The sequence below is a fragment of the Sphingomonas sp. BLCC-B65 genome, from assembly GCF_028550675.1.
Classification (GTDB): domain Bacteria; phylum Actinomycetota; class Actinomycetes; order Actinomycetales; family Microbacteriaceae; genus Microbacterium.
On record NZ_JAQQGL010000001.1, the window covers coordinates 72,397 to 86,823 of the forward strand.

A 14,427-nucleotide genomic window follows, 5' to 3' on the forward strand; every position below is an offset into this window, starting at 1 on the left:
GGAATCGGAATCGCCCTCGCAGGTGCAATCTCTCTGGCGGCGTGCGCACCCGGAGGAGGGGGTGCGGAGAGTCTGGCAGGAGCATCCGCTGTGCCCATCGCGATCGACCACGTGTACGGGCAGACGACGCTCGAGGCGCCGGTACAGCGCATCGCGACCATCGGATGGGGGAGCTTCGATGCCGCGATCGCGTTGGGCGTCGTGCCGGAGTCGATCGGTGCGTCGTCTTTCGGCGCCGACGCAGACGGTTGGCTCCCGTGGACGCGAGAAGCGATCGAGAAGATGGGTGCACCACTGCCTCCCTTGCACGACGAGCTCGATGGCGTGCCGTACGAGGCGCTCTCGGAACTCGACCCCGATGCGATCCTGGCCGTGAACTCCGGCATCTCGCAGCAGGAGTTCGACACTCTGTCGAAGATCGCCCCCACCGTCGCGTATCCGGGCGCAGCGTGGGGCACACCGTGGCGAGCGACCACCGAGATGGTGGGCCGCGCGCTTGGCAAGCCCGACGACGCGACGCGGCTCATCGCACAGACCGAGACGACGATCGACGACGAAATGGCCCGTTACCCTGCCGCTGCGGGGAAGACGGCGTTGATCGCGTGGGTCGATGCGAAAGACCTCGGCAAAGTGCAGTTCTACACGCCCAACGACTCGCGCATGAAGTACCTGCAGGATCTCGGTCTGACCATCGCTCCGAGCATCATCGATCTCGCGGCGGACTCCTCGTCGTTCGTCGAGTCGATCAGCGCCGAGCAGGCCGACAAGCTCGACTCCGACATCATCCTGCTGTACGTCCAAGGCGGCGAGCTCTCCGCCGTCACGAGCGATCCCCTGCTGGGCAACATCCCCGCGGTCAAGTCCGGCGCTGTCGTCGTGCTCGACGACGAGACGCAGCTGATGGCGATCTCCTCTCCGACAGTGCTCTCCATCCCCTGGTCGCTTCCCGCCTACGCGAAGGCGATCGGCGAGGCAGCGGCGAAGGTCGGATGACGAACCACACTCCCACGGCAGATGCCGCGGCATCTGCGGCGAACGCGAGTCAGGTGCGCCCCCGCGCGCGCCTGACCCCGTTTCGGGCGGTCGTGATCGCCGCCTTCGCGGTAGCTGTCGCGATCGTGCTATCCCTCTCCCTCGGTGCACGTGACGTTCCGTTCGGCACCATCTGGACGGCGTTCACCGTCGGCGATCGCTCCGACATTGGGCAAGCGGCCGCGCTCTCGCGAGTGCCCACCACCCTCACCGGACTCGTGGTCGGTGCCGCCCTCGGCGTCGGAGGCACCCTGATGCAGGGCATGGCGCGCAATCCGCTTGCCGACCCGGGCCTGCTCGGGGTCAACGCGGGAGCCTCGATGTTCGTGGTGCTCGGGATGAGCGTCCTCGGTCTGCAGAGCCCGATCGTCGTCGTCTGGTGCGCCCTGCTCGGTGCCGCCGTCACGGTGGTGCTGGTCTACGGCGCCGCGTCGGCCAGCCCCGCCGGGGCGACGCCGGTGACACTCGCCCTCGCCGGGGCGGCGGTCACCGCGGTCGCCGGCTCGGTCGTGTCGGGGGTGCTCATCTCCGACGAGTCCACGCTCGAGAGCTTCCGGTTCTGGCAGCTCGGCTCTCTCACGGGCGCGACAATCGAAACCCTGGCCCGGCTCTGCCTCTTCTTCGTGGTGGGGGCGGCGGTGGCGTTCGCGGTATCCGGTGGCCTGAACGCGCTCGCACTCGGCGACGACGTCGCCCGCGGCCTCGGGTTGCGCGTGGGGCTCGTGCGCCTGCTCGCCGCGCTCGCGGTCGTGCTCCTGTGCGGCACCGCCACCGCGATCGCGGGCCCGATCGCGTTCGTGGGCCTCGCGGTTCCCCATGCGGTCCGCTTCGTCGCCGGATCGGACTATCGCGTCGTCGTCCCCCTGTCGGCCCTCGTGGGCGCGGCGTTCCTGCTAGTCTGCGACCTCGTCGGTCGGCTCGTCGCCCGCCCGGGCCTGCTCGAGGTCGGCATCGTGACCGCGCTGATCGGCGCACCCGTGTTCATCCTTCTGTTGCAGCGGCGGAAGACGGTAGGGCTGTGAGCGCGCTCGTTCTCCACCTGCGCCGCACCCGCCGTTCCCGGCTGACGCGGGATGCGGCGGTCCTCGGCCTCCTCGCGGCCGTCATCGTCGGCCTGTTCTTCACGATGCTCCTCTGGGGCGAGACCCGGATCAGCCCTTTCGGCGACGTGCTGGGCGTGCTCGTCGGTCGCGACGTGCCGGGGGCCTCGTTCACCGTTGGAGAGCTGCGGTTGCCGCGCGCTCTCGGCGCCGTGCTCGCCGGTGCCGCGTTCGGCCTCGGCGGAACTCTCTTCCAGACCCTGTTGCGCAACGTGCTCGCTAGTCCGGACGTCATCGGAGTCTCGGCCGGGGCGAGCGCGTCGGCGGTGATCGCCATCGGCCTGTTCGGGGCATCGGGGATGCCGGTGGCCGGCGTCTCCGTCATCGGTGCCCTGGCCGCCGCTCTCCTGGTCTGGGCGTTCGCCTCGCGGCGCGGGCTCTCCGGCACCCGGTTCGTGCTCGTCGGCATCGCCGTCGCCGCGGCCCTCCAGGCGGTCATCGGCTACGTGTTGACCCGGAGCGACGTGCGCGCGACCCAGTATGCCGTGGTGTGGATGTCGGGTTCGCTCAGCCGCAGCCTCTGGGACCAGCTCGGGCCCCTCGCGCCGGCGCTCATGGCGCTGCTCGCCGCGGGCCTGCTGGTGGCCGGCCGCCTGCCGGCCCTGCGGCTCGGCGACGACGCCGCGGCCGCGCTAGGGGTCCCGGTGCCGCGGGCACGGCTCGCGGTGATCGTCGTGGGGGTACTGCTCGTGGCGGTGGCGACCTCGCTCACCGGTCCGATCGCGTTCGTCGCCTTCCTGGCCGGGCCCATCGCGGTGCGGCTGGTTCGCCGCACCGAGGCCGTGCCCGCCGCCGCGGCTCTCGTCGGGGCGGCGGTGGTCCTGGCCGCGGATCTCGTCGCACAGCACCTGCTGCCCGTCGCGCTGCCGGTCGGCGTCGTCACGGGTGTGATCGGCGCCCCCTACCTGCTGTTCCTGCTCATGAGAGGACGGACCCGCGCATGACCGCGCACTCCCTTCACACCCGCGCGCTCGTCCTCGGATACGACCGAGAGCCGGTGATCCGCGGGCTCGACCTCGACCTGCCGGCGGGCGGTATCACTATGATCGTCGGCGGCAACGGGTGCGGAAAGTCGACGCTGCTGCGCGCACTCGCCCGTCTGCTGCGTCCCCAGGGCGGTGCCGTGCTGCTGGACGGCGAGCCGATCGCGCACCTGCCCACCAGACAGGTGGCGCGCATCGTGGGACTGCTGCCGCAGGCGCCGCTCACACCCGGCGGGATCACCGTCGCCGAGCTCGTCGACCGTGGTCGCACACCGCACCGAGCCTGGTTCGGACGGCGCGAGCGGCGCGACGACGAGGTAGTGGCCGACGCCCTGACGCTCACTGGGATGGCCGAGCTCGTCGACCGACCGGTCGATGAGCTGTCGGGAGGGCAGCGCCAGCGCGCCTGGGTGGCCATGGCGCTCGCCCAAGAGCCCGACATCCTGCTGCTCGACGAGCCGACCACCTACCTCGACCTCGCGCATCAGGTCGAGCTGCTGGAACTGCTGGTCACCCTGTCGCGCGAGCGTGGCACACAGGTCGTGGTGGTCATGCACGAGCTCAACCTCGCAGCCCGGTACGCGGATCACCTCATCGCCCTCTCCGACGGCGCCGTCGCCGCCGAGGGCGAGCCGAACGACGTGATCACCCCCGCGCTGGTGCGGTCCGTGTTCGGGCTCGACGTGGCCGTCGTGCCCGACCCGATCGCCGGATCGCCGATGGTCGTCCCGATCGGCTCGCGAGCCAGAGGACGCCTGTGAGGTTGCTTCCCCTCGGATGCTCTCGTGGTGCGGTCGCCGCGTGCGCATGCGAGTCCCCGAGACGTCACCCCTAAAGAAAGGCCTACAGTGACCATCCCCGACTTCACAGCGGACGCTGCCACGATCCTCGAGGAGATCGTGTCTCTGCGTCGAGCGCTCCACGCCGACCCCGAAATCGGTTTGACGGTGCCCCGTACTCAGGAACGAGTGCTCGCGGCACTGGACGGTCTACCGCTCGAGATTCGGACCGGCACCCGCACGACGTCGGTCGTCGCCGTTCTGCGCGGCGCCCTCGCAGGCCCCACGGTCCTCCTCCGCGGTGACATGGACGCACTTCCGCTGCAGGAGGAAACCGGTCTGGACTTCGCCTCGCGCAACGGCAACATGCATGCCTGCGGTCACGACCTGCACACGGCCGGTCTGGTGGGTGCTGCGATGCTGCTCGCCGCTCGTCGTACTGAGCTCCGTGGCGCGGTGATCTTCATGTTCCAGCCGGGGGAGGAGGGGCAGGGAGGCGCGCGGGTCATGATCGAGGAAGGGGTGCTGGAGGCGGCCGGCGACCGGCCCGTCGCCGCATACGGCATCCATGTCGTTCCCGGCCCGTGCGGCGTGTTCGCGACCCGTCCGGGCGCCGTTGCTGCGGGTGCCAGTGAGCTCACGGTCGTCGTCCGCGGCCGTAGTGGCCACGGATCTCAACCGCATCAGACGCTGGACCCCGTACCGGTCGCGGCCGAGATGGTGCTCGCGCTGCAGAGTTTCGTCACCCGCCGGTTCGACGCCTTCGATCCGATCGTCCTATCCATCACGCGCATCACCACCGGCGACGGCGCCGTCAACGTCTCGCCCGAGCGCGTCACGCTCGCCGCGACCGTGCGCACGATGTCGGACGCTTCGCTGCACACACTGAGCATCGAGCTGCCGAGGCTCATCCATGGCATCGCGAACGCCCACGGTCTCACCGCCGAGGTCGGTTTCCAGATCGCTTACCCCGTCACGGTCAACGATCCTGACGAGACGGTGCGCACGATGACCACGCTCCGTGGCGTCTTCGGTCACGAGCGTGTGCAGACGATGGCGACGCCGGTCATGGGATCGGAGGATTTCTCGTTCGTGTTGGACGAGGTGCCTGGAACGTTCCTTATGCTGCTCGCCTCACCGCCTGACATCGATCCCGCGTCGGCAGAGTTCAACCACTCGCCCCGCGCGCTCTTCGACGACGCGGTGCTCAGGGATCAGGCCGCCGCCCTCGCCACGATCGCGTTCGCCCGCACACTCTGAGACGGGGGTGCTCGAATTCCCGGCGTGGGGACGCACCCGCCGCTCGCCCGCGGTCCGATGGCTACGCGGCGCGGGGTTGGATCGTCTCGTAAGCCTGCGCGAGCGTGCGGCGGACGGCAAAGACACCGGGGAGATCGAGGGACGAACGACGAACGGCCGTGAAGAGCTGTCGATCCAGCGGGGTCGGCAGATCGATCAAGCCGACCTGTCGCGGTGCACGCCGGCGCGTATGTCCATCGCGGCTGAGAGGTCCCGCGACTTCGGGTATCCGTTGGCATCACAGCCAGGCGATATGATCGCGGATCTCGAACCCCGCGTTCTCGATCCCGCAGACGAGGCGGTGCCATCGGGGCGGTCTGCCGAACGCGATCAGGTGCCCGCCCGGCTTGAGCAGGCGGAGACACTCCGCAGCCTATCTCTGACACCATGCGCTGAACCCGTCGCCGCTCGCCTGCGCTGAAGCCTCCCTTGTGATGGGTGCGCGGAGAGCCGTGGCGCCGTCCCAGCCGCTCACCGTCATAGCGATCCCGTGGGCGAGTCGGTGATCACCATATCTATGCTCCAGGGCGCGAGACCGCTCATCACCTCGGAGCAATCGCCCCTGCAAACCGTCACGTCCGCGATGCTGTGCACCACATCGCTCACGACCAGCAGGTGTTCCCACGCTGCCAGAGCGAGTCCGCCCGCAGCACCGGCTTCAATCGGCCACGCCTCTTGCAGATCGAGGTTGAGCCCGCCGTCAGCGGGCCGCTGCTCACCTTCTGAGCAGACGGAGAAGGGCGGCCGGGGTGACGGTCTCGATGCGCGTGATGTCGGCGGGCGACGGTTACAAGTACCTGCTGCGCACCGTCGCGGCCAGCGACGGTGACAGGTCTCTGTCCACCCCGCTGACGCGTTACTACAACGCCGAGGGCACCCCGCCGGGTCGCTGGCTCGGCACCGGGATCGCCACGCTCGGCACTGGGCGGATCAGCGCAGGCGATCACGTCTCCGAAGCCCAACTGCAGCTCCTGGTCGGTATGGGCCGTGACCCGATCACCGGGGAGCCGCTTGGTCGTGCGTACCCCGAGTATCGAACCGTGGCCGAGCGGATTGAGGCGCGCAGCGAGGCGCTTGATCCATCCCTCGGGCCGGCGTCACGTGCGGAGACGCTCGCGGCGATCGAAGCGGAGGAAGCCGAGCGTGGGACGCGCCGGGCGGTCGCGGGGTTCGACTTCACGTTCTCGATCCCGAAGTCCGCGAGCGTGCTGTGGGCTGTTGCGGATGCCGGGACGCAGACGTTGATCGCGGACGCGCACCATGCGGCGGTTGCGGAGGTGGTTGCGTTCATGGAGCGGGAGGTTGCAGCCACCCGCACGGGCGCAACCGGCCGCGACGGCGCGGTTGCACAGGTTGACGTCGCAGGTCTGATCGCCACCGCGTTCGACCACTACGACAGCCGGGCCGGCGACCCGCACCTGCACACGCACGTTGTCATCAGCAATAAGGTGCAGACCGTCCTCGATGGCAAATGGCGGTCGCTGGATGGACGGCCGATGCACGCCGCAGTGGTCGCTCTCTCCGAGCTGCATGAGGCGGTCTTCGCGGACCACCTCACCCGAATGCTCGGCGTCTCTTGGGAGGCGCGCGACATGGGCCGCGACCGGAACCCGGCATGGGCGATCACCGGGGTGCCGGAGGCACTGGTCAAGGAGTTCTCCACCCGCGCCCGGCACATCGACGCCGAGACCGACCGACTCATCGAACGCTACGTCGAGACGCATGGGCGGCGGCCGTCGCCGGCGACGATCATGAAGCTCCGCGCCCAGGCCACGCTCACCACGCGGCCGGAGAAGGAGGTGCGGTCGCTGGCCGACCTCACGGCTTCTTGGCGGGAGCGGGCCGGGAGGGTGCTCGGGTCGGATGCGACCTCGTGGGCGCGCGGCGTGACGGCGAACGAGGAGCCGTTGCTGCTGCGCGCCGACGACGTGCCTTTGGAGGTGATCGACTCGCTCGGGGCAGACGTCGTGGCTACGGTCGGTGAGAAGCGCTCCACTTGGCATCGCTGGAACCTCACCGCCGAGGCCGCACGGCAGACAATGGCCTACCGGTTCGCGTCGACCGAGGATCGCAAAGCCGTCGTCGGAATGGTCGTTGACGCTGCCGAAGCTGCGTCGCTGCGCCTGACCCCGCCGGAGCTCGCATCCAGTCCGGCGACGTTCCGCCGCTCGGACGGCACGAGTGTGTTCCGTCCGAAGCGCTCCGCTCTGTTCTCCTCCGAGGCGCTGCTGGCCGCCGAAGACCGCCTCCTCAAGCGCGCCCGCACCACCACGGCGCCGACGGTCCCGCTGACCACCCTCGAACGAATCTCGAAACGGCCCGACAGCAAGGGCCGGATGCTCGGTGACGACCAGGCAGCCGCGCTGACGAAGATCGCGCTCTCAGGCCGGATGGTCGATGTACTGGTCGGCCCGGCCGGTGCGGGGAAGACGACGGCGATGTCGGCATTGCGACGGGCATGGGAGCACGAGCACGGGCACGGCAGCGTGGTCGGGCTCGCGCCGTCCGCAGTCGCCGCGCAGGTCCTGGCCGATGACCTCGGCATCCCCACCGAGAACACGACCAAGTGGCTCGATACCCACGATCGCACCGGGGAGACGTTCCGCAAGGGACAGCTCGTCATCGTCGACGAGGCATCGCTGGCGGGCACGCTCTCCCTCGACCGCATCACCGCCCTGGCCGCTGACGCTGGGGCGAAGGTGCTGCTGGTCGGGGATCAAGCCCAGCTCCAGTCCGTTACTGCCGGGGGCGCGTTTTCCCTCCTCGTCCGCGACCGCGACGACGCCCCGGAGCTGGTCGACGTGCACCGGTTCGTCAACGTGTGGGAGAAGACCGCATCCCTCGCCCTGCGGCGCGGCCGCACCGACGTCATCGACACCTACGCCGAGCACGGCCGCGTGATCGGCGGGGAGACCGAGGAGATGATCGACGCCGCCTACACCGCCTGGCGCTCCGACACTCTCGCCGGACGGGCCAGCGTCCTCGTGACCGACTCCAACGAGTCCGTCCAGGCGCTCAATAACAGGGCGCGGGCCGATCTGATCCTCGACGGCACCGTGAACGCCCGCCGTGAGGTTGAGCTGCACGACGGCACTCGTGCCGCGGCCGGGGATACCGTCATCACTCGCCGCAACGACCGGCGTCTGCGCGCCGACCGCTCCTGGGTTCGTAACGGTGACAGATGGACGGTCGCCGAGGTCCGTGACGACGGCGTCCTCACCCTCCGCCGCGCTGGGCGCACGTGGGGCGGGTCGGTCGTGGTCCCGGCCGAGTATGCGGCCGAACATCTCGACCTCGGCTACGCCGTCACCTCCTATCGGGCGCAGGGCATCACCGTGGACGCCTCGCACGTCCTGGCGGATGCGTCGATGACGAGAGAGACGTTCTACGTCGCCATGACCCGTGGCCGCGAAGAGAACATCGCCTATGTCGCTGTCGATAAGCCCGACCCCGCCCACGACGGCCCGCACCCCGGCGACAACACCGGAGCGACGGCCCGCTCGGTGCTGTTCGGAGTGCTGCAGCACGTCGGCGCTGAACTCTCGGCGCACGAGACGATCGCTGCAGAGCAGGACGCCTGGGCTTCGATTGCGCAGCTTGCCGCCGAGTACGAGACCCTGGCCGCTGCCGCACAGCACGACCGCTGGGCCGCGCTCATCCGCTCCTCTGGGCTCAGCGACGACGACGCAGACGACGCGATCGCGTCACCCGCATTCGGAGCGCTGACGGCCGAACTGCGGCGGGCCGAGGCGAACCAGCACGACGTCGAGGCTCTGCTGCCGCGCCTCGTGCGAGCACGCGGCTTCGGGGACGCCGACGACATCGCCGCAATCCTGCACTACCGAGTCGCCAAGGCGACCGCGCGGCCAATAGGTTCCGGTCGCGCGCGGAAGGCACCACGCTTGATCGCTGGCCTCATCCCCGAAGCCACTGGCACACTGCCGTCCGAGATGCGGCAGGCGCTGACCGAGCGACGCGACCTTATCGAGACCCGGGCCGATGTGCTCCTCGATACCGCGCTCACTGAGAAGCACGAGTGGACCACGAACCTCGGCGTCCAGCCGAAGCAGGCGCGAGCAGCCCACGCATGGCGGAACGCCGTTCGCACCATCGCTGCCTACCGCGACCGCTATGGCATCGCCGGGCCAGCACCGCTCGGGGCACCCGCTGAAGCCGACACGCAGAAGCTCGACGCCGCCCGCGCCCGTGCCGCGCTCGATCGGGCTAAGAGCCTCGCCCAGCCCGAGCAGTCCGACCAGGAATGTCCGCGCCGCATGGGAGCACGGCGAGTCGGACCGTCGTTGTAGTCGGTGCCGTGCGGGAGGCCGGGGCGCTCAGGCGGTGCGTGGGTAGTCGATGGTCAACAGTGAGTTGTCCTTGAGTCCGCGGAGCACCTGCTCAGTCACCTCGCTGATCGTCGCGCCTTTCGCATGCTGGGGAGCCACGTCGTCGTCCTGCGGGCTCCATGCCCGAAGGACGGCCAGACGGCTGACATGCGGAACCTGGGTCGGCAGTTCACGGAGCCAGGTCAGCCAGTCTTCAGCCGCTACTTCGCCGTCAACGGGGCCGTCGCTGCCTCGTCCGATCAGGGAATCGCAGTCGCACATGCGCGGAGTCAGCGTGAACACGATCGAGCTGGCGCGCACGCGGCTCGACGCGATCCGAAGCTCGGAGACCTGCGGTGCGACGCCGACCTGCTCGGCGGTGAACCGTTCGAACTCAGGCGTGAAGGCGGCGGCGTTCACCGCCCACAGATTCGTCGCACACATGCCTTCATCTTCGCACCGAGCGGTCATGCGATCTCGGCTCGATGCGCGCCGTCGAGCTACAGGATGCGCCCCTGCTGGTGACTAGGTCGAGCGATGTCTGGTTCGCGCTCGACCACCTGACCGCGACCGCGTGCGGGCGGGTCGAGGAGCGCCGTGACGTCTGTGGCATCGGTGATGAGTGACGCGATGCCTTCGCGCAGAAGCCGGTGCGTGCCGGCACTCGACACGCTGGTGACCGGACCGGGGACTGCGCCCACCTGGCGATCGAGCTGCGCGGCGCGGGCAGCGACGTTGAGGGAGCCGGAGCGGTAGCCGGCCTCCACCACGACGGTCACACCGGAAAGGGCGCCGAGGATGCGGTTGCGGGCGAGGAAGCGCCACTTGGTCGGCGTCGCGCCGGGCGGCATCTCGCTGGCGAGCAGCCCGATGTCTCCGACTCGTTCCAGCAGCTCTCGGTTGCCGGAGGGGTAGAGCCGATCCAGGCCGCCGACCATCACGGCGAGGGTCTGCCCGCCTGTGGCGAGCGCGGCTCGGTGCGCGGCGGCGTCGATGCCGTAGGCGCCGCCGGCAACGATGATTCGTTCGGCATGCGTCAGATCGGAGGTGAGCTCGCCCGTGACGTGCTCGCCATAGCTTGTGGCGGCGCGGGCTCCGGTGATCGTCACGCGATCGCTCAGCGGCGCGGTGAGGAACGAGGACGCGCCGCGCACCCACAGGGCAGTCGGGGCACGGTCGCCCAGGTCATTCAGGGCGGTCGGCCAATCGTCGTCGCCGCGGATGAGGATGCGCAACCCGAGACGGTCGCTCTCCGAGAGTGCCTGCGTGACCGTGCGGGCATCCATTCGTGGGCCAACCTTGTTGCGCCACAGCCCGGCCTCGACCGCATCGACCTTCTTCGGGAACGCGCCGGTACCAGCTGCCAGGCGCACAGTCTCGACCGCGCCAACCGCTGCGAGGAGCCTGCCAGTCACCGCTTCGTCGGGCTCCAAGGTCGTAGCCAGAGCAACCCGTCCGGAACGTTCGTCCTTGGCGAGAGAAGTGATCGTGACCATGCCGGCTCCCGTCCGTGTGTGCCAGACAGGTGCACGAGCGCCACCCGAACGAGCGGGCGCACCTCTTACGGATGTCGCAGGGGAGTCGTACCCTGGGAGCGAGGCAGATTCCTCCTTGATCTGGCGTCCTCGCGGACAGGCCCTTGGGCCGCTCTCTACGCACTGTCTCGTCACCTGACCGTGCCACGAGAGGACAATGCCATGATCCGGCCGCTCTGGGCGCTTAGCGCCCACGTCCGCTATTACCTGCGGCGCTATATGCCCACCAACGTTGCGCTCGACGCGATCCGCACCCGCCGCGGCCTGAAATGGGGCACCCCCGCGATGCTCCTCGCCGCGCCGTACTTCCTCGCCGCGAACTACTGCCTCACCCTGATCGAGCACGGCGGTCCCGGCTGGCTGAACCTCCTCGTACTCTTGTTCTGCTGGAACGCGCTCAAGTTCCTCATCATGGGGCCGATCAGCGTTGTCCTCCTCATCCGTGCTCGTGTGGAGGAGTCGGCGACCCGACGCAGCGACCGTCGTGTGCCTCGGCCGATCGAGCCTGCTGAACCGGCAAGGGCGCGCACGCCATAGGAACCGCATCGCGGCCTCGCCCGCACCGTTCGAACAGCGACGCCGCAACGGCAGGCGCCAATACGCGTGCCGGGCTGCGGGCAACTCGACGGGGAGCAGGGCGGGAGAACAGACGCGGTCATCTGTCCTTCGAGACTGGAGGGATGAATCGACACCAGTCCAGCCCGCACGGCCTGGAACCGCTCCTGAACATCGACGAACTCGCCGACTACCTCGGCGTGCCAGTATCCACCATCTACGACTGGCGCGCCAACGGCAAAGGACCCCGCGCCTACCGCTTCGGCAAGCGCATCATGTTCGGCATCACCGACATCTGCGCCTGGATGGACACCATGCGCGAGCCTGCCGCCCCTACCGGGGCTGCCACCTTTCCCGGGGCGGGGAGGGCGCACGTGGGTAGGCCCCGCACGCCGGTCGGAACTTTCGGAGTCATCGCCACCCGTGCCCAGCCGAACGGCAACCATGTGGCCCGCGCCCGGTACCGGGACTGGGATGGCAGCAACCGGCTCGTCCAGGCCACCGGCCCGTCACGGGCCGCCGCGGAGCGCAAGCTCAAGCAGAAGCTCGCCGAACGCTCCCTCTACCAGCCCGGCTTCAACGGGATGGGTGCCGACAGTTCGTTCCCTGAGCTCGTCGCGTACTGGCTGGAAGACATGGAGATCGAAGATCGCCTCTCACGAACCACGAGGAATCTCTACGAGCGCGACATGCGCGCCCTCGTCCTCCCAGCATTCAAGGACCTCACTCTCCGGGAGATCGGGGTCGCCCGCTGCGACTACTTCCTCAAGCAACTCGCTAGACGCAGCTACAGCCGGGCCAAGCACGCCCGCGTCGTTCTCCGACTCGCGCTCGCGCTCGCGGTTCGTCACGAGATCCTGCCTCGCAACCCGATGGATCACGTTTCCCGGCTGCATCGGAAGAAGACGATCCCCGACGCGTTTACGATCGGCGAGGTGCAGGAGATCCGTGCAGTGATTAAAGCCTGGGAGTCCCGGCGGATACTGGCGGGGCCGAGGCCGGATCGGCAACTCGGGCAGATCGTCGAGGTCATGCTCGGCACCTCCGCGCGCATCGGCGAAGTCCTCGCCCTCCGACTCCAGGACCTCGACCTGGACGACCCGATCCCGACGGCACGGATCGCGGGAACGATCATCAGCCGCAAGGATGAGCCCACGCACCGGCAAGATCATCCGAAGACGGATCGCTCGGTTCGCCGCGTCGCGTTGCCGTCGTTCGCGTTGCAGGCGATCCGCTCGCGCTTGCTGCGTAGCGGCGACAACGAACCATGTGCACTCCTGTTCAGCACGCGGGTCGGGACGCCACACACGACGAATAACATCCGTCGGCTCCTGCGCGACGTGATGGATGCGGCCGGGATCGAGCACGTCACCCCGCACCGCTTCCGCCGCACTGTCGCCACGGTTGTCAACGACGCGCAAGGTGCGCTCCTCGCCTCCGAGCTCCTCGGGCACACCGACCCGCGGACCACGATGCAGCACTACATCCAGCGCAGCGAGACTGTGAACCCCGTCACGGCTGAGCATCTCGAGCGGGCCTTTGGCAGGGCCGGATGACCGCCGGGCGACACCTGCCAGGTCCGCTGACGGGGGATGTCCGAGGTCCGTGACATGATCCGTGACGCCGCCCGAGGGTCCCGGGATCTGGCCGTTTCAATGAGAGGATAAGAGGCATGACGAGAGCGCCCGAACTGAGTGTCCTGGAGATCTGCGCAGGTGCCGGAGGGCAGTCGTCTGGCCTTGAGATGGCCGGGTTCGGTCACTCGCTCGCCGTTGAGATCGACCGCGATGCAGCGGCTACGCTCCGCCTGAACCGGCCCGAGTGGGATGTGCACGAGGGTGACGTCCGCGACATCAACGGCCGCGACTACAAAGGCATCGATCTGCTGGCCGGGGGAGTGCCCTGCCCGCCGTTCTCCATCGCCGGCAAGCAGCTCGGCGCCGACGACGAGCGCGACCTGTTCCCGGAGGCCATCCGGCTCGTCCGTGAGGCACGCCCGACCGCCGTCATGCTGGAGAATGTCAAGGGCCTCGCCTCCGTGCGTTTCGCGCCGTACCGGCAGTCCATCCTGGATGCGCTCGACGAGATGGGCTACGACGCTGACTGGCAGCTGTTCAACTCCAGTGAGTTCGGTGTCCCGCAGTTGCGGCCACGGTTCATCCTCGTCGCGATGAAGCGCCGCAACTTCCGCAAGTTCACGTGGCCCCGCGCAATCGGCACCCCGCCCACCGTCGGCCGCGTCCTCGCCCCCCTCATGGGGTCCCGCGGCTGGGAAGGCGCCGCAGAGTGGGCTAAGCGCGCGAACAACATCGCGCCTACGTTGGTCGGCGGTTCCAAGAAGCACGGCGGCGCTGACCTCGGCCCGACCCGTGCGAAGCAGGCGTGGCTGCAGCTCGGCGTCGACGGCAAGGGCATTGCTGACGAGGCACCCGCACCGGACGCACCGCTGGACTACGTGCCGCGGCTGACGAATGACATGGCCGCACGCATCCAGGGTTTCGATTCGGAATGGCACTTCTCCGGTCGCAAGACGTCGGTGTACCGGCAGATCGGTAACGCCTTCCCGCCGCCAGTCGCGAAGGCGATAGGAGGATCGATCGCGGAAGCACTTGGCGCCGTTGCCAGCCGCAGCACCAGCACGGGCATGAAACTCCGCGCGGTCAGCTAGCTCACTCGCCACACCGCAGCAGTCCATTCCTTCACGCCGACCGTGGCCTCGCCCGCCAGCTGAAGCGTGATCCCCGCCGGGATACGGCGCCTCCCGTTTCTCCCCAGCGGAAGCCGCTCTCGGACGGTATCGCCGCCCAGGAACCGCCCGT

At 69.0% G+C, this 14,427-nt stretch carries 11 protein-coding genes; 9 read left to right on the forward strand and 2 right to left on the reverse strand.

The window, feature by feature from the left end; genetic code table 11:
- Positions 1 to 90: 90 nt before the first annotated feature.
- From PP359_RS00395 to mobF, 6 genes are all read left to right on the forward strand, one after another.
- On the forward strand, positions 91 to 993 hold the full coding sequence (locus PP359_RS00395; protein ID WP_499249648.1) for an iron-siderophore ABC transporter substrate-binding protein: 903 nt from the start codon (positions 91 to 93) through the stop codon (positions 991 to 993).
- Positions 990 to 2,054: a FecCD family ABC transporter permease gene (locus PP359_RS00400; RefSeq protein ID WP_499249649.1), complete on the forward strand. Its 1,065-nt coding sequence runs from the start codon at positions 990 to 992 to the stop codon at positions 2,052 to 2,054. Before PP359_RS00395 ends, PP359_RS00400 begins: the two co-directional genes overlap by 4 nt.
- Positions 2,051 to 3,076: a FecCD family ABC transporter permease gene (locus PP359_RS00405; protein WP_499249650.1), complete on the forward strand. Its 1,026-nt coding sequence runs from the start codon at positions 2,051 to 2,053 to the stop codon at positions 3,074 to 3,076. The genes PP359_RS00400 and PP359_RS00405 overlap by 4 nt, the downstream gene beginning before the upstream one ends.
- Positions 3,073 to 3,876: an ABC transporter ATP-binding protein gene (locus PP359_RS00410; RefSeq protein ID WP_499249651.1), complete on the forward strand. Its 804-nt coding sequence runs from the start codon at positions 3,073 to 3,075 to the stop codon at positions 3,874 to 3,876. Before PP359_RS00405 ends, PP359_RS00410 begins: the two co-directional genes overlap by 4 nt.
- A gap of 87 nt (positions 3,877 to 3,963) precedes the next feature.
- On the forward strand, positions 3,964 to 5,154 hold the full coding sequence (locus PP359_RS00415; RefSeq protein WP_499249652.1) for a M20 metallopeptidase family protein: 1,191 nt from the start codon (positions 3,964 to 3,966) through the stop codon (positions 5,152 to 5,154).
- 788 nt (positions 5,155 to 5,942) lie between these two features.
- Positions 5,943 to 9,500, forward strand: a complete 3,558-nt coding sequence (mobF, locus tag PP359_RS00420) for a MobF family relaxase (RefSeq protein WP_499249653.1) — start codon at positions 5,943 to 5,945, stop codon at positions 9,498 to 9,500.
- 27 nt (positions 9,501 to 9,527) lie between these two features.
- On the opposite strand, the gene PP359_RS00425 is transcribed toward mobF, so the two are convergent.
- Positions 9,528 to 9,938, reverse strand: a complete 411-nt coding sequence (locus PP359_RS00425) for a hypothetical protein (protein WP_499249654.1) — start codon at positions 9,936 to 9,938, stop codon at positions 9,528 to 9,530.
- An 80-nt stretch (positions 9,939 to 10,018) separates the two neighbouring features.
- Positions 10,019 to 10,891, reverse strand: coding sequence for a DNA-processing protein DprA (locus PP359_RS00430; RefSeq protein ID WP_499249655.1), 873 nt, complete (start codon positions 10,889 to 10,891; stop codon positions 10,019 to 10,021).
- Positions 10,892 to 11,215: 324 nt separating this feature from the next.
- Between PP359_RS00430 and PP359_RS00435 the strand changes: the two genes are divergently transcribed.
- From PP359_RS00435 to PP359_RS00445, 3 genes are all read left to right on the forward strand, one after another.
- Positions 11,216 to 11,590 carry a hypothetical protein gene (locus PP359_RS00435; RefSeq protein ID WP_499249656.1) on the forward strand — a complete coding sequence of 125 codons (375 nt, stop codon included), beginning with the start codon at positions 11,216 to 11,218 and terminating at the stop codon, positions 11,588 to 11,590.
- Positions 11,591 to 11,733: 143 nt separating this feature from the next.
- Positions 11,734 to 13,164 (forward strand): tyrosine-type recombinase/integrase, encoded by a 1,431-nt coding sequence (locus PP359_RS00440; RefSeq protein ID WP_499249657.1) that lies wholly within the window; start codon positions 11,734 to 11,736, stop codon positions 13,162 to 13,164.
- Between the two features lie 116 nt (positions 13,165 to 13,280).
- On the forward strand, positions 13,281 to 14,276 hold the full coding sequence (locus tag PP359_RS00445) for a DNA cytosine methyltransferase (RefSeq protein WP_499249658.1): 996 nt from the start codon (positions 13,281 to 13,283) through the stop codon (positions 14,274 to 14,276).
- Positions 14,277 to 14,427 lie beyond the last annotated feature (151 nt).

Bases quoted from the DNA above. Each gene is read 5' to 3' on its own strand.
- PP359_RS00400 (WP_499249649.1), top strand. From the start codon at position 990: ATGACGAACCACACTCCCACGGCAGATGCCGCGGCATCTGCGGCGAAC.
- PP359_RS00410 (WP_499249651.1), top strand. From the start codon at position 3,073: ATGACCGCGCACTCCCTTCACACCCGCGCGCTCGTCCTCGGATACGAC.
- PP359_RS00435 (WP_499249656.1), top strand. From the start codon at position 11,216: ATGATCCGGCCGCTCTGGGCGCTTAGCGCCCACGTCCGCTATTACCTG.
- PP359_RS00440 (WP_499249657.1), top strand. From the start codon at position 11,734: ATGAATCGACACCAGTCCAGCCCGCACGGCCTGGAACCGCTCCTGAAC.
- PP359_RS00445 (WP_499249658.1), top strand. From the start codon at position 13,281: ATGACGAGAGCGCCCGAACTGAGTGTCCTGGAGATCTGCGCAGGTGCC.